Annotated in this window: 15 protein-coding genes and 2 tRNA genes; 6 read left to right on the forward strand and 11 right to left on the reverse strand. The window is 61.5% G+C overall.

What is annotated here, in order from left to right; all coding sequences use genetic code 11:
* Positions 1-7 precede the first annotated feature (7 nt).
* From KJ624_05830 to KJ624_05840, 3 genes are all read left to right on the forward strand, one after another.
* A complete protein-coding gene (locus KJ624_05830; GenBank protein ID MBU2009335.1) occupies positions 8-1,504 on the forward strand; it encodes a glycosyltransferase family 39 protein in 1,497 nt (498 codons plus the stop codon).
* Between the two features lie 118 nt (positions 1,505-1,622).
* Positions 1,623-4,010, forward strand: coding sequence for an endonuclease MutS2 (locus KJ624_05835; protein ID MBU2009336.1), 2,388 nt, complete (start codon positions 1,623-1,625; stop codon positions 4,008-4,010).
* On the forward strand, positions 4,007-4,789 hold the full coding sequence (locus KJ624_05840; protein ID MBU2009337.1) for a hypothetical protein: 783 nt from the start codon (positions 4,007-4,009) through the stop codon (positions 4,787-4,789). Before KJ624_05835 ends, KJ624_05840 begins: the two co-directional genes overlap by 4 nt.
* 528 nt (positions 4,790-5,317) lie before the next feature.
* On the opposite strand, the gene KJ624_05845 is transcribed toward KJ624_05840, so the two are convergent.
* The 3 genes from KJ624_05845 to KJ624_05855 all read right to left on the reverse strand — a co-directional run bounded on the left by KJ624_05845 (position 5,318) and on the right by KJ624_05855 (position 5,808).
* Positions 5,318-5,391 (reverse strand) — tRNA-Arg (locus tag KJ624_05845).
* Positions 5,392-5,468 (reverse strand) — tRNA-His (locus KJ624_05850).
* 22 nt (positions 5,469-5,490) lie between these two features.
* Positions 5,491-5,808 carry an HD domain-containing protein gene (locus KJ624_05855; protein MBU2009338.1) on the reverse strand — a complete coding sequence of 106 codons (318 nt, stop codon included), beginning with the start codon at positions 5,806-5,808 and terminating at the stop codon, positions 5,491-5,493.
* On the opposite strand from KJ624_05855, the gene KJ624_05860 reads away from it, so the two are divergent.
* Complete coding sequence (locus KJ624_05860; protein ID MBU2009339.1) at positions 5,777-6,238, forward strand: hypothetical protein; 462 nt, start codon at positions 5,777-5,779, stop codon at positions 6,236-6,238. The two genes, KJ624_05855 and KJ624_05860, sit on opposite strands and share 32 nt — an antisense overlap.
* A 170-nt stretch (positions 6,239-6,408) precedes the next feature.
* On the opposite strand, the gene KJ624_05865 is transcribed toward KJ624_05860, so the two are convergent.
* From KJ624_05865 to KJ624_05875, 3 genes are read right to left on the reverse strand one after another with little or no spacing between them, the layout of a single operon-like run.
* Positions 6,409-8,466 (reverse strand): DUF1926 domain-containing protein, encoded by a 2,058-nt coding sequence (locus KJ624_05865; protein MBU2009340.1) that lies wholly within the window; start codon positions 8,464-8,466, stop codon positions 6,409-6,411.
* The gene (locus tag KJ624_05870; protein MBU2009341.1) at positions 8,463-9,755 is read right to left on the reverse strand and encodes a hypothetical protein; all 1,293 of its coding nucleotides are present in this window, start codon (positions 9,753-9,755) and stop codon (positions 8,463-8,465) included. Before KJ624_05870 ends, KJ624_05865 begins: the two co-directional genes overlap by 4 nt.
* Entirely contained in the window at positions 9,752-10,672 is a 921-nt protein-coding gene (locus KJ624_05875) for an ROK family protein (GenBank protein MBU2009342.1), read from the reverse strand. The genes KJ624_05870 and KJ624_05875 overlap by 4 nt, the downstream gene beginning before the upstream one ends.
* Before the next feature lie 166 nt (positions 10,673-10,838).
* Here KJ624_05875 and KJ624_05880 point away from each other — a divergent pair, with 166 nt between their 5' ends.
* A complete protein-coding gene (locus KJ624_05880; protein MBU2009343.1) occupies positions 10,839-11,531 on the forward strand; it encodes a nickel/cobalt transporter in 693 nt (230 codons plus the stop codon).
* A 9-nt stretch (positions 11,532-11,540) separates the two neighbouring features.
* Here KJ624_05880 and KJ624_05885 read toward each other — a convergent pair whose 3' ends face one another.
* Complete coding sequence (locus KJ624_05885) at positions 11,541-12,134, reverse strand: DUF1295 domain-containing protein (protein ID MBU2009344.1); 594 nt, start codon at positions 12,132-12,134, stop codon at positions 11,541-11,543.
* 88 nt (positions 12,135-12,222) lie between these two features.
* Here KJ624_05885 and KJ624_05890 point away from each other — a divergent pair, with 88 nt between their 5' ends.
* On the forward strand, positions 12,223-13,404 hold the full coding sequence (locus KJ624_05890; protein ID MBU2009345.1) for an NAD(P)/FAD-dependent oxidoreductase: 1,182 nt from the start codon (positions 12,223-12,225) through the stop codon (positions 13,402-13,404).
* Here KJ624_05890 and KJ624_05895 read toward each other — a convergent pair.
* The 4 genes from KJ624_05895 to KJ624_05910 are packed head-to-tail and all read right to left on the reverse strand — an operon-like array spanning position 13,366 to position 17,928.
* Complete coding sequence (locus KJ624_05895; protein MBU2009346.1) at positions 13,366-14,052, reverse strand: ABC transporter permease; 687 nt, start codon at positions 14,050-14,052, stop codon at positions 13,366-13,368. The two genes, KJ624_05890 and KJ624_05895, sit on opposite strands and share 39 nt — an antisense overlap.
* A 37-nt stretch (positions 14,053-14,089) precedes the next feature.
* Entirely contained in the window at positions 14,090-14,845 is a 756-nt protein-coding gene (locus KJ624_05900) for an ABC transporter ATP-binding protein (protein MBU2009347.1), read from the reverse strand.
* The gene (locus KJ624_05905; GenBank protein MBU2009348.1) at positions 14,846-16,258 is read right to left on the reverse strand and encodes a glycogen synthase; all 1,413 of its coding nucleotides are present in this window, start codon (positions 16,256-16,258) and stop codon (positions 14,846-14,848) included.
* Complete coding sequence (locus KJ624_05910) at positions 16,255-17,928, reverse strand: DUF1957 domain-containing protein (protein ID MBU2009349.1); 1,674 nt, start codon at positions 17,926-17,928, stop codon at positions 16,255-16,257. Before KJ624_05910 ends, KJ624_05905 begins: the two co-directional genes overlap by 4 nt.
* Positions 17,929-17,936: the final 8 nt, after the last annotated feature.

The following is a 17,936-nucleotide window of genomic DNA, read 5'->3' on the forward strand; positions in this document are numbered from 1 at the left end:
GAGGGCTATGTCACGGGAGTCTAGGCCAGTTCTGGCTCTACTCGCGATAATACTCTTGGGAAATCTCCTCAGGATTTTCGACTTGGGTAGCGAAAGCCTGTGGCTGGATGAAGCCACCAGTGTAGTCTGGTCTCAGGCCAGCCTGGTATCGGTGGCGGAATCATCCGGGACACTCCACAATCAACCGCCCTTGTATTTCGCCCTTCTTCATTTTTGGATGCTTCTTTTTGGAACGGGTGAAATAGCAGCGAGGTCTCTATCGGCAATCTTCGGCATCATTTCCGTATTCCTCATATATCAAGTAGGGTGTCGGCTCTTCAACAGGAGAGTGGGCCTCATAAGCAGTTTCCTATCCGCCATATCCTACTACTACATCTATTACTCTCAAGAAGCCAGGGCTTACAGTCTGCTCCTGCTGCTTACACTGCTATCATTCTTCTTTTTCATAACAATACTGAAAGCGGAGAACACAAGAAAATGGCATTTCCCTTGCTACTTCCTGTGCAACCTCTTTTTGGCTTACACCCATGTCTACGCCCTCTTCGTGATAGCTTCGCAAGTGTTTTATTTCCTCCTGTTCTGGGGCAAGTACAGGCGCTTGAGGTCGCGGTTCCTGGGGGTGCAGATAGCTACAGCCGCGTTCTTTTCGCCCTGGATACCTACTTTTCTTGGGCGAGTTTCGGCGATATCAAAGGGCTTTTGGATATCAGAACCTTCCTCAGCGAGTCTGGCTGACACCATCGCAACGTACATTGGGTCTGGCTGGGGGCGGCTTCTTCTTGTACTGGTTTTCTCTTGCCTGTGCCTGATGGGGCTCTTTGCTATTGAGAGGCTCAGTGGCAAATGGGCTTTGAGCAGACCCATACAGAGTCTCAAGGGGCTGAGTTGGAACATCTCGCTTGGACCTGCTGAAGAAATCCTGCTGCTGCTCGTATGGTTTGCCTTCCCCATCGTGATACCTTTCTTTATATCCCAGGTTTCCACCCCCATCTATTTCACGAAATATACAATTGGCGCGTCGCCTGCCTTGTACCTGTTGGCGGCACGAGGTATGAGCGCCTTCAACAAGAAAGCCGTGTATGCCTTGCTTATGCTTGTTGCCGCACTGTCCCTGCCTGGATTGAGGGACTACTATGCGCATGACGTGAAGGAACAATGGAGAGAGGTAGCAGCCTTTATTGAGAATGACTCTCAAGCAGATGATGTTATAGTCATCTGCGCCTCCTATTGTCAGATTCCCTTCGACTACTACTATAGGGGGGACTTGGAACGGTTTGGCATAGACCCGGACGTGACGGACAACGAAAAGATAGCTGGCCTCGTAGACAAGGCCGTCGCTGGGAAACGAAGAATGTGGCTGGTCTTGTCTCACCAGGGAGAAGCTTCAGTCAAGGACTATCTGATAGAGACGTACGGAAGGAGTTCTTTGCTACTGGAAAACAGATTTGTTGAAATCTCGGTTTGTCTTTTCGACTTGCGCGTCGAGGGGACGGCCAGGCCGTAGAGGCGTTTCCTGACCCTTGCTTCAGCCGCCTTCAATTCCTTGTCCAACTCTTGGCTCCAAATTGCGTGGAGACGGTATAATGTATTGGATATACTCGCGCAAATGAAGCAGGTTTGCCATGGATGACAAGAGTCTGGAGATTCTCGAGTTCGACCGCGTAAGGGAGATACTCGCTGGCTTCACTTCATTCCCGGCCAGCCGCGAACTTACCATGGCTATTCACCCGCTTTCTGATTGTGAGGGGATTTCCTTGCTGCTCAGGCAGTCGGCGGAAGCACGTCAGCTTCTTTCACTGAAGCCGGACTTTTATCTCGGTGAGGTGGGCGACATTCGCCAGGCGGTGACAATGGCGGCTCGGGGCAAGGTTCTCCAACCACAGACCATCCTAGAAATTCGAAAAGCCCTGGCTGCTGTCCGTCAGGTTCGCAGCGACCTGGAAGAATTATCAAAGAAAGTGCCCCTGCTCTGGGGCATCGCCAGTGGCATCGTTCCGCTGCCTCATCTCGAGAAGGCTATCGCCAGGTGCCTGCAGCCAAGTGGCGAAGTGCTTGATAGCGCCTCTCGCAAGCTGGCCACCGTCAGGCAGCGATTGGTGCAAGTGCGCAAGCAGGTCTTGGGACGTCTCGAAGCCATCATGAAGACGCCTCAGGGAATCAAGATAGTCCAGGTACCTATGGTCACGGAGCGAGAGGGAAGATATGTCATTCCCATCAAAATGGAGTTTCGAAAGGCACTGAAGGGCATCGTTCATGATGTTTCCAACACAGGAGCTACAGCATTCGTTGAACCATGGGGGATTATGGAGCTGGGTAATGAGCTTAGAGAGCTCGTTACGGAAGAAAGGGATGAGATAGAGAGGATTCTTGCTGACCTGAGCGCTGAGGTTGGTGACAACGAAGCGCAAATTCTTCGGAATGTGGCCCTTGTTGCTGAGCTTGACGTGTCTCTGGCCAAAGCAAGGTATGCCAGGAAGTCGCAGGCCACAGAGCCCAAGCTGACCGTCTTTGAGGAAGGCGGAAAGGGTTGCGTGCTCAAGCTTGTTGAGGCCAGACACCCATTGCTCCCAGAGAAAGCGGTGCCACTTACTATAGAGATTGGACGGGACTTCTCCTGCCTTGTAATCACCGGCCCCAATACGGGTGGTAAGACGGTGGCGCTGAAGACAATCGGCCTGCTCAGCCTCATGGCGCAGTCCGGCATACCGATACCGGCGTCGGGCGAAAGTAGCCTTCCGGTCTTTGATGGTGTATTCGCCGACATAGGCGACGAGCAAAGCATCGAGCAGACACTTTCCACCTTCGGCTGGCACATGGGCAATGTCGTAAGAATCGTCACGAGTGCTACGGAAAAGAGCCTTGTACTTCTTGACGAATTGGGTACCAGCACTGACCCGGCTGAAGGGGGTGCCCTGGCCCGCTCGATTTTGCTCCATTTTCTGGCGCGGAGAACGATGACCGTGGCTACCACGCACTACGGGGAGTTGAAGGTGTTTGCGCATGTGACTCCGGGGACGCAAAATGCTTCCTTTGACTTTGACCCAGCTACGCTGAAGCCCACATTTCATCTGACAGTGGGTGTTCCGGGCGGCAGCAATGCGCTGGCCACCGCTTCACGCCTGGGTCTACCCCCCGAAATCGTAAGCGTCGCCAGAGAGATGCTGCCCAAGGGTACCCAGGAGTTGGAGGCCCTGCTAGCTGATTTGGCCAGTGAAAAGCGAGGAGTTGAAGCCCTGCGTCATGACTTGGAGACGGAGAAAGCAGATGTAGAACGGCGGAAGATTGAACTGGCGAATGAACTTCAACAGTCTAGAGCTGAGGAACGGCAAGTCATTGAAGAGGTCCGCGACAGGGTACTCCGCGAGGCTGCTGAGCTGCAAAAGGAAATACGTCAGGCTGAATCAGAGCTACGCAAAGAGAAGGCCAGAGAAGGAATCGAGCGGGCCAGAAAGGCGCTGGCCGCCATGCGCGAGCAGATGAAAAGCCAGGTTTGGCAGCCCCGGGCGGACAAGGCGACGGATGAACATGTGGCAGACAAGGACGCCATCACCGTAGGCGATAGCGTCTTGCTTAAAGAAACCGGCTTGCAGGCAACTGTACTATCAGTATCGGACAAGACGCAGCAGGTCGAGGTGCAGGCCGGGCAGACGAGGCTCAAGCTAAGTCTTGGTAGCCTGGAGAAGGTCGGCCCTTCTTCTGCGGGGGCAACGCCGGTATTCACCCCGGCAACAAAGGTGTCGAGAAGACAGCCGGTTTCACTCGAACTGGACCTTCGGGGCAAGCGTGCGGATGAAGTAGAGCTGCTGCTCGATAACTATCTCAACAACGCCTTCCTGGCCAATTTGAGCAAGGTACGTATTGTTCATGGTGTCGGCACCGGCGCAGTACGTAAGACTGCCAGAGATTGTTTGGCTTCTCACCCCTTGGTCGAGTCCTCCCGCCCTGCCGAGCGGAGAGAAGGTGGTGAGGGAGCAACCAACGTTATCCTCAAGGCGTCAGGTACCCAATGAGTGAGAACAGCGTTATCCAGATGATGGCGGCAAGGCGTTTTCGTCTTGGCAAGCAGAGAATGCTTGACTTTCTTGATGAGCTGAGAGAGGCCAGTGGTGAAGGTGTCTCACTGTATCTGCCGCCCGGCTTAGAACCTGGTGAAGTGAACAAGTCTCTTGGAGAAACGCTTGGCTTGCAGGGTATACCTCCAGAGCTGAGTGAGTTTGCCGTTGCTTCGAAACAGGGAGTTATCATTTTCTGGGGACCGTCGCGAAAGTGCCTTGTTACGCCGCCATTCCCAGTCGAGGAGAAGGGCTTCTATCAGAACTACGATATTGAGGGGCTGCGTTCCATGCTGACGCACGACTACAAGGTTGCCCTCATTCTAATACGTCTTGGCGCATATGCTATCGGTGTCTATCAGGGTCAAAAGCTAGTCGGAAGCAAGGTGGGAACCGGTCTTGTCCATGCAAGGCACAAGCAGGGTGGTTCTTCGCAGGCCCGTTTCGCCCGGCACCGGGAAAAGCAGATAGAGTATTTTTTGAATCGCGTCTGCGGCCATGTGCGGGACCAGATTGAGCCTCACCTTCAGACACTGGACTGGGTTACCTATGGAGGCGCCAGAACCACAATACTCTTGCTTCGTAAACAGTGCCATTTCCTGGGACAGTTTGACGGCCGTACTTTGCCGCCCCTGCTGGATATACCTGAACCGCGCAAGGCTGTGCTAGAAACGGCAATAGACCGAGTCTGGGCAAGTAGCCTCATGGAATGGCGTGACAATGAAATCTTGACCTAGCAGGGTGATGAAAAAGTCCCGTAGAACGAGACCTTAGCTTTGGATCTGTCGGATATTTCGTATCTGCGTTTGGTTGGGCACCCCCTTTTTCGGCACCCTGTTAGGGCCCTAATAACGGCATGTGTGAACGCTTGTGAACGCTAGGGGCTAGGCTGGCAGGAGGGCGAGCTGGCGGGCGGGAGCTGGAGGCGGGGCAGGCAGGACCAGGGCAACTCGGAGCTTCTTGGCCCTGGCGTGGGCCTGGCCGTGGTGGTGGGCGCACAGCGCCATCAGGTTCTCGGGCCGGTTGAGCTTGGAGCAGGCCCGGGGCTGGCCGTTCAGGGGCGCTTACGCTGGTCCTCACCGTGCCTGAGGCCGAGCTCGTACTGAACTCTTTTGCCCGCGCGATAAGGGAAGCGAAACAGGGGTCTCGACCACCGTCTGTGCAGTCCTCAACCAGGCCAAAGAAGCTAGGGCATCGTCAGTCACCAGAACGTTCATAGGACCTGCTAGTCAGAAGATGTCACGCAGGAGTCCTGAAACAGATAGCGCGGCTGGTGAGATTCGAACTCACGACCACTGGTTCCGAAGACCAGTGCTCTGGTCCGCTGAGCTACAGCCGCTGGGGTGAGCGGAGGGATTCGAACCCTCGATCTCCAGGGCCACAACCTGGCGCCTTGAACCGCTCGGCTACGCTCACCACAAAGACCATTCTATCCCCTCTAGATGCCTTCTTGCAAGCTGGGAAGATCCTGAAAGAGCCGGACAAGCCCCGGGTCAAACTGTTTTCCCGATTCCTGGGCGATAATGCGGCGGGCCCTCTCCGGGGTGAAGGCGGGGCGGTAGGGCCGGGGGGAGGCGAGGGCGGAAAAGGCATCGGCCAGGGCCATTATCCGGGCAAGAAGGGGTATCTCCTCTCCCTTCAACCCGTCGGGGTAGCCCCCGCCGTCCCAGCGCTCGTGGTGATAGCGGACCGCCTCCCCCACCCCCTTCCCCAGGGGCCGGGCAATGCGCCATCCCAGCGCCGGGTGGGCCTTCACCTCCCGCCACTCCTCGGGGGAAAGGCTCCCCCCCCTTCAAGAGGATGGCCCGGTCCAGGCCTACCTTGCCTGCATCATGGAGGATGGCCCCCAGCCGCAGCTCACGGAGGTCTTCGGCAGAGAGGCCGGACCTCTCCCCCAGGGCCAGGGCGGCGGCCATGGCTTTTCTGGTGTGGCCCCGGGCATAGGGGTCCTGGGCCTCCACCGCCTCGGCCAGGGCCAGCAGCACCTTCTCCCCCTCCACCAGCCCCTCATAGAGCCGCCTGAGCCGGACAAGGGCCCTGGCCCGGGAGGCCAGCTCCCGCCGGCGGAGGGGGCGGAGGAGGACCTCATCGGCCCCCACCTCCCATCCCCGGAGCCTCCCCTCCTCCCCTTCAGCCACCATCAGCACCGGCACCAGCCCATCCCGCTCCTTTATCCCGGAGCATAGGGAAAAGGGGTCAGTCCCGGAAAGGCAGGAGCCCAGCACCACCAGGTCGGGCGGGTGTCCTTGCTCCCCGGCTTCGGCCTGGACCTGGACATCAAAGCCCTCCACGGAGAGGACGGCTTCCAGTAGGCGGCGGCGGGCGGGGGATGCCTCCACCACCAGGGCCCTGGGCTTCACCTCTCCTGTGTCCTGGCCTGCCAGCGGAGGAGCACCCCCCACCCCCGGCCGGGCCTGAGCTCTACGGGATATAAGACAGCCAGGCAGGTCCCCTGATAGACCCTCTCCACGCCCTGCTCCGAGTTGGAGAAGGCCTCCACGGGAAAAAGCCAGAGCCGGGCGGGCTGAGACAGAGCCAGCTTCAGCTCCACCCCCAGGTGGCGGTTCCCCAGGACAATCGCTTCTGCCTTAAGCTCTGCCCTGCTGTCCAGGAGGCCGGCAGCCTCCCCTGCCCGGAAGTAGGCCTGGGGGTTATGCCCCCCACCCAGGAGGTTCAGGTTCCACTCGGAGAGGAAGACGCCCCTCCAGGAAGAGCCCCCCCGGTATTCCAGCCGGTATTCCACCTCAAAACCCTCGTCCAGCACCCTGAAGGCCTTTTCCAAAAGGAGGGGCTGGCCCCCCACCCTGCCCTCCCGCCTCAGGACAAGGCACCGACCCGCAACATCGGTCTCAAAGGCACCCCCGGCGAAGTCCCCGGCATCGGCATATTCCCCGTGGCCGAAATCCTCCAGGCCCACCCCTTCCTCCAGGAAATGCTCCAGGGCGGAGGTCCGGGGAAAGGGGTCATAGCTGGGAGTGAGCACTTCCTTCTCTTTGATGCGGACGAGGTCGTGGATGCTCTTCAGTCCCCCCTCCTCCCCCCCCCGCTCCAGGAGGGCCCGGTGGTAGGCCTCCGGGCGGCGGGCCAGGGTGGACAGCAGGTTAGAGGCAGGGAGGTAGAGGTCCCACTCCCCCAGGGCCCCCCCCTCCCCCGGCCTGAAGAAGAGGCCCTGGTCTCTGCCCTCGTAGACCACCTCCTCCCTGCCATCCAGGTCCACATCCTCCCTCTCCCAGCCTGAAGGCCCCAGGACGCCCCAGGCCTGTCTCTCGGCCCGGAGGAGGTGATGGTAGGCTACTGCTCTGAGGTCGGCCAGGTAGAGGCCGCCGAAGATGCCGTGCCAGTAGGCGCAACAGGACTGGGCCCGCCACAGGTCATCCCGTCCGTCCACCCCCTTCTCCAGGGCGCGGTAGACCAGGCGGTGAGTCCGGAGCATCCTCTTGTGGAGCCAGTTGGCCTCGGGATATTTCACCAGGAAGTGCCTCCAGAAGCCGCCATGCAGGAAGTCCAGCACCTCCGGCCGGGCCTGGAACTCCCGCTTCAGGGCCTCCAGGGCCTCGGTCTTCTGGGTGGGAAGGGCCCACTCCAGCATCTCATCGTAGGAGGCACAGGGTAGGTAGATATTTCCCAGGGGAGCAAAGCTGGTGGCATATTCCCCCAGGGGGATTGGGGTAAGCCAGGAGGCGCTCCCCTCTATGGCGGAGAGGAACTCCTCCACCCAGCCCTCCTCCCAGCAGCGTTCATAGGTCCCCGGCCAGACCCCGAACTTCTCCCCATCATCCGCCATGACCACGATATGCCCCGGCCCCCCTTCGGCCAGGGAGCGGAGGTAGTCCATGACCTGAGGCACCGTCTTAAAGGGTATGGAGTAGCGCAGGGCCTTGAGGGAGGAGAAGACCTTGAGTGGGTGCCCCTCTTCCTCGGTGAGGCGGTAGCCGAGGAGGTCCCCTCCCTCCAGTCCCACCATCTTGAAATGGATATCGTCCACCACTGTCCACTCCGCCCCTGCCTGGTGGAGGGGGCGGGGGAGGGAGGGCTCCCACACCCTTTCCGTCAGCCACAGACCGGTGGGACGGACGCTGAAGAACCCCTCCAGAGCCCGGGAGAGCTTCTCTATCTGTCCCACCTTGTCCCGGTCGGGGATGGCGGGCAGGATGGGCTCAAAATAGCCCCCCGACATCGCCTCCACCTGTCCCCGCCGGACCAGGGCCCCCAGGCGCCGGAGGTACTCCGGCCGTTGCTCCTGGAACCAGTCTATCAGAGGTCCCGAGTTGTGCAGGGAAAGCCTTATCAGGGGGTGCCTCTCCAGGGCCTCCAGCATAGGCAGGTAGGCCTTCTGGTAGGCCTCCTCTATCACCCAGGGGAAGTTCCCCACCGGCTGGTGGTTGTGGATGGCCAAGCCCAGGTAGAACGTCAAGCCGAACCCGCCAGGATCCGGTCCACTATCTTCACCGCCAGGTCCCTGGAGGCCACCAGCTTGTAATAGGCCTCCCGCTTCTCGGGCTCAGGGCATCCGGAGAGCTGGATGGACCGGTAGGCGTTGAGGATGACCTCCTGCTGCTCCATGAGCCCCCGGTGGATCATGTTGATGTCCCACCAGGGCTTGCAGGAGGCCCACCAGAACTGGCAGCTGTGCATGGCGGGGTCCAGGAGCCCCCGGGCGATGTCGGCGTAGCGGCAGCTATCGGCGTTGTCGGCCAGCTTGAGGGTCTTCTTCACCAGGGCTATGGCCAGGCCCAGGTGTTCCCACTGCTTGTGGTGGATAGGGTTATCTTTGGCATTCCACAGAGGATATATGTTCTCCGCCTTCATGTCCTCCAGGCTGGTGGACCAGGAGCCGGCGCGGGGCTCCACCGCCGCGCCCGGGGGGAAGCGCTTCAGGAGCTCGCTTATGGTGACTATGGTTATTTCCGCCGGGGCATAGTTAAAGAGGTCCCGGGCCTGCTGGTCAAGGGCCCGCCTCTGCTTCAAGGGGGCTTCCGGGGAGTGGGGGACGATGGCATCATAGACCTCGTGCAGGAAGAGCTTCTCCCAGTTCAGGATGTGGTGCCCGAAGGTCTCGGCATCCATGGCCGTGATTACATAGATATCCCCCTTGTCACTGCGCAGGCCCCGGAGATGCTGGATGAAACCCGGGCCGTCAATCCCCTGAAAGCTGATCTTGTTACTCAGGATATCGTCCCGGAAGAACAGCGCCAGGCGCTCCCCGTCCACCTCAGTCTGGTAGATGATGTCCATGGGCCATGCGGCGGGGCAGGCCACCCCGGCCAGGAGCAGCCACTCGTGGCGGGACTCCATCACCGGCTCCAGGACCTCCCGGCTCCAGGCCATCTCCGGGGGAAAGAAGCCACGGGGTTGATATAGGTCACCAAGGAAGTGGCGGTTGGTGAGCTGGTTGCGCCTTATCTGGTGCTTCATCTCTTCTACAGGGATGAGGGGGAGGATGGGGTGATATTTGGCCGAGCCGGTAAACTCCACCTGGCCCCGCTCCGCCAGCTCGTTCAGGCCCTCCAGCACCCCCTTCTCCCCCCTCTCCCAGAGCATCTCGCTCAGCACCCCCTGGATGTTCACCGTCGCTTTGGCATGGGGATGGTCCCGGAAGACCTGGAGGAGGGGGTAATAGGCCTCATCGCAGACCTTCTTGAGCACGCTGTACATCTGGGTTGGGGGCTGATAGAAATGGAAGAAGGGTGCCCAGTATATCACCTGCTCCCTCCTTGCCTGAAGAACCAGGCGGCTACCCCCAGGAGGCCAGGGTCATCTCCCAGGGCTGGGGGGACCATCTTTACAATTCCCGCCGGAAGGGCAAAGGCCCTCTGGCGCAGGGCCCTCTCCGCCGGCCCCAGGAGTAGCTCCCCCATGTTGGCCACCCCGCCCCCCAGGATGAGGAGCTCCGGGTTGAAGATGTTCACCAGGTTGGCCAGGCCGATGCCCAGATATTCCCCCGCCCGCTCAATTACCTCCCGGGCCAGGGGATCCCCCTCCCGGGCCGCTCTATGGACCATCTCCGCCGTCATCCGCTTCTTGAGCCTCCGCCTGGCCTCCCGGGCGATAGCCCAGCCGGAGGCCAGGGCCTCCAGGCAGCCCCGGCTGCCGCAGTGGCAGCGGGGCCCTTTGGCCTCAATTACCTGATGACCCACCTCCCCGGCCGCGCCCTGGGCTCCCAGGTAGAGCCGGTCATCGGCTATGATGCCGCCGCCAATGCCGGTGCTGATAGTGAGGTAGAGGAGGTGATGGAAACCCCTGCCGGCCCCAAAGGTGTGCTCCCCCAGGGCGGCGGCGCTGGCATCGTTCAGGAGAAGAGTAGGGAGGCCAAACCTCTCCTCCACCCTCTCCCTTATGGGCAAGTCCTGGAACTCCGGGATATTGGGAGAGATAGTGACCACCCCCCTCCCCATATCTATTATCCCCGCAGAGGCCAGGCCGATTCCCTCCACCCTGGCATTTCCTGCCCCGACAAGGACTTCTTCAATGGCCATAGAGAGCTGGCCCAGCACCATCCCCACCCCCCCGCCGGCACGGGTGGGCTGCCTGGCCCGGAGGAGGACCTCTCCCATCTCATTGACCAGGGCCGAGCGGACATTGGTCCCCCCCACATCCACCCCCACGACCAGCCTTTCCATATCTTAGCTTTCTATTCTAGCGCCTGTCCCCTGCCCTGTCATCCCCCTGGCTGGTCCAGATACAACTGACAAAAGGGGTAGCAATGAACGGTTGCCTCATGTTGCCGTTTTCCTGCTCTCGGCTAAGGCATATAATGATGTGGCAATTCGTTCACAGGGGTGAGAAGTGTTCAACCCAGCATATGTTGGCGTGGTGATGATAGGGCTTCTGCACGGCTTTGAGCCCGGGCACGGTTGGCCAGTGGCCGTGCTGTACTCCATGAAGAGAAGAAACGCCGTTGCCAGCGCAACTCTCAGCTCATTCATTATCGGCATTGGGCATCTTGTGTCATCCATAGCCGTTGTTGTCGCCTATGTTCTACTCCAAAACTGGCTGGATTTTGAAGCCCCATGGATGAAGTATGTTGCCGCGGCTTTGCTGCTGGTCCTGGCTTTCAGGTTGTTCAGAGAAAAGGTGGACGACCTGGAAAGGCAACATGGTCATCGTCATCCCGGCGGTCCAGAAACGGAGCACAATCACGGGCATGAACACCCAGGGCAAGGCGAACACACCCATGAGCATGAGCACAGGGCAGCAGTTGTGCTGGGCCTCCTGGGACTGGCTTCATTTGCTTTCATCCTGGGTTTTGCCCACGAGGAGGAAATCGCCCTGCTCGCTCTGGCAGCCGGCGGTCTCAATGCCTGGACCCTTATGATGGCGTACGGCGTTTCGGTCCTGCTGGGGCTCATCACGGCAACCATCATCGGCGTCAAACTCTACGAACAGCTCCAGCCCAAACTCGCCCGGTACGAAAAACACATCCCAAAGATGGGCAGTGTTCTTCTTGCGGCAATGGCTATCATAATCGCCATCGGGTGACGGTCTGGCCTAATGTCTGGTCGGACCAACCGCCCTTCGTCGGCGGGCGATATTCCGTATCGTTTCTACCCTGGGGATGAACATGGGCACCCTCTTCTTGTATTCCAGATATTCCTGCCCGAATTTCTTCTCCATCTCTTTCTCCTCAACAGCTTTGACATAGAAGCCATAGAGAACAATAAGAAGGGGTGCAAAGATAAAGGTGAGAGACATGGAGCCAAGCAGGACCCCCAGCCCCAGGAGGAAAAGGAACCCGCCAAGGAACATGGGGTTTCTGACATAGGCATAGAGCCCTGTAGTGAGCAGACTTGGGGGTGGATTGAAGGGGACCGGGGTGCCCCCGGCCCGGAAAAAGGCCACAACCGGCCAGCCACCGAGGAGCCAGCCCAGAAGCAAGAGAGGGATAGATAGCCCGAGGCTCCACCACGAGGAGCTGAAACGGGGAAAGGAGAGCCATCTGTCCACCCAAAGGGAGGCGAAGACGGAAAGCACCACGAAACCATAGAATAGTAACGCGGCCGACGGGGTGAGGATAATTCTAAGCCCCCTTTTTCCCGTAGCCACCCGATAGACGAACTCGGCGTATCTATCCCAGATGCTCATCCTGCCTATCGGGCCATATTCTATCCTCTATCTCCGGCCCTGTCATCCCTTTAGCCAGGCGGGCATGTCTGATAGAATGCTCCCTGCAATGTATGACCTGCTGATAGTGGGTGGGGGGGTGGTGGGGAGCTACCTGGCCGGGGAGATGGCCGGCCTGGGCCTGAGGGTGTTGGTCCTGGAGGAGCACCAGGCCCCCGGGGAGGACATCACCTGCACCGGTATCGTGGGCAGGGAATGCCTGGACCTGCTGAATCTCCCCCCCGGCCTGGTCCTGCGGGAGGTGAAGGGGGCAACAGTCTTTTCCCCCTCCGGCCTGGAAGTGGCCCTGGAAAGGGAGGAGCCCCAGGCCTTTGTCCTGGACCGGCCTGCCCTGGACCGCCACCTGGCAGAGAGGGCCCAGGCCCGGGGGGCGCAGTATGCCTGGGGTGCCAGGGCCAGAGGGCTGGCCACGGAAGGGGGGAAGGTGGTGGCGCTGGGGGAAGGGGACTCCACCTGGCAGGGGGAGGCCCTGGTCCTGGCCTGCGGCTTCGGCCCCACCCTGCCCTCCCATGCGGGACTGGGGGAAATCCGGGAGTCCACCACAGGCATCCAGGCGGAGGTGGCCTCCCCGGTGGAGGGGGTGGAGATATACCTGGGGAACAGCTTTTCCCGGGGCTTCTTCGGCTGGCTGGTGCCCACCCGGCCCGGCCGGGCCCTGGTGGGCCTCATGGGCAACAGGCCCTATCCCGGATTCCAGGCCCTCCTGGAGCACCTGAAGGGAAGGGGCAGGATAGACTCCATTCCCCCCCGCCCCGCCTCAGCCCCCATCCCCCTCCGCCCCCTGCCCCGGACCTACGGGGAAAGGCTCCTGGCGGTGGGGGAGGCGGCGGGGCAGGTCAAGCCCACCACGGGAGGCGGCATCTACTACGGCCTCCTGGGGGCAAGGGCGGCGGTGGCCACCCTGAAGCGGGCCTTCTCCTCCGGGGACCTCTCCGCCCGGGGCCTGGCCCCCTACCAGAAGGAATGGCAGAGGGTATTGGGGAAAGAGCTGAGGGTAGGGCGCTGGGCCAGGGGCATCTTCTCCCGCCTCTCCGACCGCCAGATGGATGAGCTGGTCCGGTTCTTCAAGGACTCGGGGCTGGCCGAGGAAATGGTGGGGGGCTTCTCCTTTGACTGGCACTCCCGCCTCATCACCCGGGCCCTGGGCCACGGGGGCCTCAAGACCTTCCTGCGCCTGATAGGAGTAGGGCTTTCAAGAGGTCCGGCGCAGGCTGAGCCCCGCCAGAAATAGCATCACCAGGGCAAAGCCCCCCAGAAACCCCAGCTGGGGCAAGACCCCGGAGAAGCCGTTCCCCTCCAGCATAATCCCCCGCAGGCCCTCGATGGCATACCTCAGGGGCATTATCCTGGAGAGGTCCTGGAGATACCAGGGCATCTGCTCCACCGGCCAGAGGAGGCCCCCCAGCAAGAACTGGGGCAGGATGAAGAGGGGGATGAACTGCACCACCTGGAACTCGTTCCTGGCCCAGGTGGAGGCCAGGATGCCCAGGTTCAGGGAGCCGAGGGCCACAAGCAGTTGAAATGCCAGCACCTCCCCCAGGCTCCCCCGGTATTTCATCCCCAGCACCCAGATGGTGAACAATAGCAACACCACCAACTGGAGGGCGGCGAAGAGGAAGAAGCCCAGGAGGTAGCCCACCACCAGGTCGGCCCGGGTGGCCGGGGAGGCCATAAGGCGCTCCAGGGTGCCCTGGAGGCGCTCCCGGAGGAAGCTCACCCCGGTGAGGATAAAGACAAAGAACAATACCACCACCGCCAGGCCAGCCGGGGCCAGGTAGTCAAAGAGCCCTGGCTGGTCCGGCACGCTGAGATAGATAAGCGTCATCAGAAACAGGGGAACAAAGAACATCATCCCCAGGGTCCTGGGGTCGTGGCGCATCTGGCTCACAATCCTGCCGGCAATAGCCAGGGCCCGGTCAAGGGACACGTTCACCTCCCTTACGGATGAAGTGGAGGAAGGCCTCCTCCAGGGTAGCGCCCTCTTTTCCCGTGGCTGCCTTCAGCTCCTGCGGGCCACCTTCCGCCACCACCCTTCCCTGGCGGAGGAAGGCCAGGCGCTGGCAGTGGGCGGCGTCGTCCATAGTGTGGCTGGATATAACCAGGGTCTTCCCCTCCTTCACCAGAGCCTGGAAGTGCTCCCAGAAAGCCACCCTCAGCTCCGGGTCCAGCCCCACCGTTGGCTCATCCAGAAGGAGGAGCCGGGGGCGGTGGACCAGGGCGCAGGCCAGGCTCAGCCGCTGCCTCATGCCACCGCTGAACCGGTGCACCGGGTCCTGCCGGCGCTCCCAGAGGCCTACAAGGCGCAGGGCCTCCTCCACCCTCTCCTTCCTCTCCCCCCTCCTGGCCAGGCCATAGAGCCGGGCAAAGAAGCCCACATTCTCCCGGGCGGTAAGCTCCAGGTAGAGGGCGCTGAGCTGGGGCATATAGCCGATTTCCTGGGCCACACCCCGCCCGGGAAGACGGCCCAGCACCCTTACCTTCCCCTTTTGGGACCGGAGGAGGCCCACCAGCACCCTGATGAGGGTGGACTTCCCCGCCCCGTTGGGCCCCAGGAGTCCATAGGTCATCCCCTGTTCTACTCTGAGGGTGAGACCATCCAGGGCCTTAGTCTCCCCATAGCTGTAGCTTAGCCCCTCCACCTCCACCGCCGGGGACTGCGCCAGAAGATTCACCTATCCCCTCCGGCCCTTGAGCGCCAGGGCCTTCTGGTAGAGGGCCAGGTATTTCCGGGCCGAGGCCCCCCAGGAGAAGTCCAGGCCCATGAGCCTTTTCTGGAGATTCCTCCAGGCCTCCCTCTGCTGGTAGGACTTTACCCCCCGGACTAGGGCCCCGGCAAGGGCAGCAGGCTCATAGGCATCAAAGACGAAGCCCCGGCCTTTGGCCAGGGCGGGGCTGAGGTCGGCGACGGTATCCGCCAGGCCCCCGGTGCGGCGGACTATAGGGACGGTGCCGTAGCGCATGGCTATCATCTGCCCCAGCCCGCAGGGCTCAAAGCGGGAGGGCATAAGGAAAAGGGCCGAGCCCGCGTAGATGAGGTGGGCCAGGGCATCGTCAAAGGCCACCTGGACGGCTAGCTGCCGGGGCCGGCGTTGAGCCAGCCCCTTCACCATCTCCTCATACTGCGGCCGGCCCCTCCCCAGGATGGCCAGCTGGAAGTCGGCCCGCGAAAAGGCCAGCTCCAGGGCCTCCTCAAGTATATCCAGCCCCTTCTGCTCATCCAGCCTGGAGACCATGCCGATAAGGGGTATATCGGGGCTAGCCGGCAGGTCCATGCGCCGCTGGAGGGCCTCCTTGGCCTCCCCCTTCCCCGCCAGGTCCGAGGCGCTGTAGGGCCGGGGGAGGTAGGGGTCTTTCTGCGGGTCAAACGCATCGTAGTCAATGCCGTTGAGGATGCCGAAGAGCCTTTCCTTCCGGCTCTCCAGGAGCCCCTCCAGCCCCTCCCCATATTCCGGGGTGAGGATTTCCCGGGAGTAGGTCTCGCTCACAGTGTTGACCACATCGGCATGGAGGATGCCCACGGCCATAAAGCTCAACGCCCTGGGGTGGTGGGGAGGGATGAAATCTTCTTTCAATCTTGAACGGGCCATAAAGTCCTGGTCAAAGGGGCCCTGATAGGCCAAATTGTTGATGGTGAAAACCGTCGCCCGCTCGCCGGCCCAGAGGGGGAGGAGGCCGGTATGCCAGTCATGGCAGTGGAGGACTTCGGGGGAAAAGGGTGGGTCCTTGAGAACCTCCAGCACCGCCCGGGAGAAAAAGAAATAGCGGTCCCGGTCATCGGGCTCCCCGTAGTAGATGGCGGGGCGGGCAAAATAGGTGGGGTTCTCAAAGAGCCACAGGCCCACCCCCGGGGCGAGCAAGCCCACCTTCAAGCCCACCGCCTCCTCCCGGCCCAGGGCCTCCACCTTAAAGCGGGCCACCTCCCTGGCCCCAAAGCGCTGGGGGTCAATCATTCCGTAGAGGGGGAGGGCAACTGCCACCTCAACCCCCAGCCCGGCCAGGGCCTTGGGCAGGGACCCCACCACATCGGCCAGCCCCCCCACCTTGGCCGCCGGTGCCGCCTCAGCAGCAACGAAGAGGACCTTCATCGCCCCTCCCTCTCCTCAAAATAGTGATAGTCCAGGTAGGGAAAGACCCTGTCCCGCTCCCAGAGCTCCCGGCAGAGCTGGAGGTCGGGCCCCGTTATCTCCCCGGCATCGGCCACCCGGGCCAGGGAATTGAAGCGCTGGAGATGCTCCTGGAAACGGAGGGTGGCATACTCCCGGGCCTGCCCTGTGGTGATGAGGAAGGGCCAGTCGGAGCTCTGGAGGAGGAGGACTTCCCTTCCCGCCTGAGAGAGGACCTCCAGGAGGGGCCCCTGGGCCTGGGGATGGCGGGCCGCAAGGCCCTCCATCCGCCTTTCCGCCTCATGGATGAGGGGCCAGACCCATCGGGTCTCCCCGTTGTCCCAGGTGAAGTGCCCCCCCGCCTGCCCCCAGGAGCCCTCGGGGAGGGCCAGGGCATCCTCTGGGGGGTGGGCCTCCAGGTAGCTTGAAGCCGTCGCCATCTCCACCCCGGTGCTCGAGGATAGCTTCTCCAGCACCTGGCTGAGCCATTCTACCCCCTCAAACCACCAGTGGCCGAAGAGCTCGGTATCATAGGCGGCCAGGATAATGCCATAGTGGCCCGTCTCCCGGTGGAAGGAGGCCAGAAGCTCCTCCACCAGGCGGGAGTAGTGCTCGCTGTGCTCCGCCACCACCTGGCGGGCCTCCTCGGGACTATAGAGGTCCTTATAGGCCAGGTCCAGGCAGGAGCCGGTGACCTTCCAGTATTGAAGGCCAGAGACCCCGTCCTTCTTATGGAACTCCCGGTAGCGGAAGTCGCCGGGGTAGCCCCAGTCGGCGGACCAGACCTGCATCCCGGTGCGGTTGTTCCTGCCGATGGCGGCCACCGGGGCCCCCGATACCCAGTAGGGAAGATAAGTGCTCTTCAGGGTCGGCTCCCGGTAGGCGGGGAAGGGCACCAGGAAGCGTCGGGGGATGTCGCCATAGGGCCCCAGCACCCCACCCATGGCCTTCCCCACCGGCTCCCCCCCCTCAATCAGGTGGGTCTCCACAAAGAAGAGCCCTATCCCCAGCTTCTCCAGGAAGGCCTCCAGCCCGGGCCTGATATACGATTTTCCCCCTTTGCCGGTAAAGAATCCCGGCCGGTAGCCGCACTCCGGAAGCCATAGGGACCGGGGTTCCCGGCGGAAGTGGTGCCGGTAGCCCTCCACCCCCGTGCGGAGCTGGGCAAAGATGGAGGAGTCCCTCTCCAGGAGGGGCAGATAGGCATGGGTGGCGGCGCTGGCCACCACCTCAATATAGCCCTCCTCCTGGAGGCGGCGGAAACCCCCCACCAGGTCCCCCCCCAGAGAGTAGAAGCCCTCCAGAAGTCCCTGGTATCTGTCCCGGTAAAAGCGGGCCAGGCGGGCGCGGTGCTCCTCCTTCTCCAGGCGCTTTATATCCTCCTCTGCCCGGCGGACTTTGTCCTTCAGGAATTCCTCCAGGTGCTCCCGGATTAGGGGGTCGGCCAGCTGCTCCAGGAGGACAGGGGTCATGGTGATGGTGAGGCGGAAGGGGATGCCCCTCTCCCAGAGGGAAAGGAGGGCCAGGAGGAGTGGGAGATAGGTCTCCGAGGCGGCCTCGTGGAGCCATTCCTCCCCATGGGGCCAGCGCCCCGCCTGACGGCAGTAAGGGATGTGGCTGTGGAGGAGGAAGGTGAAGGCCCCCAGCTTCATAGAGGGGA

This window comes from Chloroflexota bacterium (genome assembly GCA_018825785.1).
GTDB lineage: Bacteria > Chloroflexota > Dehalococcoidia > JACVQG01 > JAHKAY01 > JAHKAY01.